This is a genomic window from Xenorhabdus kozodoii (assembly GCF_002632875.1).
GTDB lineage: Bacteria > Pseudomonadota > Gammaproteobacteria > Enterobacterales > Enterobacteriaceae > Xenorhabdus > Xenorhabdus kozodoii.
This window is the reverse complement of record NZ_NJCX01000080.1, coordinates 1-1203: the sequence shown is the minus strand read 5'-3', so window position 1 is coordinate 1203 and position 1203 is coordinate 1. Positions and strand designations below refer to the sequence as shown.

Sequence of the window (1203 nt, the reverse complement as noted above, 5' to 3'; positions counted from 1 at the left end):
TGTATTAGTCCAGATTAGATCTGACAACTACCGGTTATTTATACAGGTGTCTGTCAGGTTAAATCTGGGTTAAATTCTTTTCTGCCCAGAGTCGTTTTCCATCCAATAACGTATCAATGGGCGTACGTCCACAGCACATTTTACCCTGATGAGTCCGTTCATTATTGTAATACCACAGCCAGTTGTCCAGATCTGCCTGCAACTCCGCCATATCGCTGTAGAGCTTCTTGCGGAAGGTGATCTGGTAAAACTCCTGCAAAATGGTTCTGTGGAAACGTTCACAAATGCCGTTCGTCTGGGGTGCTCTCGCCTTTGTTTTCGTATGGTCGATATCGTTGATAGCCAGGTAAAGCTCATAATCATGATGTTCTACACGACCACAGTACTCGGTTCCCCGATCGGTCAGTATCCTCAGCATCGGCAACGCCTGAGACTCATAAAACGGCAGGACATAATCATTGAGCAAATCAGCAGCGGTGATGGGGGTTTTACTCGTATACAACTTACAATGCGCGACCTTGGAATAGGTATCAATAAAGGTCTGCTGGTAGATACGACCTACCCCTTTCAGGTTGCCAACATAAAACGTATCCTGTGAACCCAGATAGCCCGGATGGGCCGTGTCGATTTCACCACAAGCTTCATCATCAACGGCCTTTTTCTCCAGCGCAGCAATTTGAGCCTCGCTCAGGATAATCCCTTCAGTGGTGACTTTCTGTTCTAACGCCCTCAGTCGTTTTCGGAAGTTTTCCAAATCGTGGCGTTGCCAGATAGAGCGAACCCCACTGCCGGAGACAAATATCCCTTTTTGCCGTAATTCATTACTGGCCCGGTGCTGCCCATGAGCTGGGAACTCAACGGCATACTCAACCACAGCCCGTTCGATGGCTTCATCAACGCGGTTTTTGAAGTTGGGGGCTCGGCGGTCTTGATTAATCAGGGCATCAACACCCCCTTCTGTGACCAGTTCCTGATAACGATAAAACGTATCCCGTGAGACGCCCATAATTTGACAGGCTTTCGAGACATTACCGAGTTCCTTGGCGAGATTCAACAAACCGACTTTGTGTTTGATAATAGGATTGCTAGTATGAATCATGAGAGTTACCTCGTATTTTGTATAAGGATTCGACACCCATATAGCAAAGTCGGTAACTCTCAACCTTTCAAGGTTCAGTGTCAGATCACGTCGTGACTAATACA

At 47.0% G+C, this 1203-nt stretch carries 1 protein-coding gene; it reads right to left on the bottom strand.

The window, feature by feature from the left end:
• Positions 1 to 58: 58 nt before the first annotated feature.
• Positions 59 to 1099: an IS481 family transposase gene (locus Xkoz_RS19150; protein WP_099143514.1), complete on the bottom strand. Its 1041-nt coding sequence runs from the start codon at positions 1097 to 1099 to the stop codon at positions 59 to 61.
• Between the last annotated feature and the right edge of the window lie 104 nt (positions 1100 to 1203).

Excerpts from the sequence above, each read along its gene's own strand:
- Xkoz_RS19150 (WP_099143514.1), bottom strand. The coding sequence starts at position 1,099 with ATGATTCATACTAGCAATCCTATTATCAAACACAAAGTCGGTTTGTTG.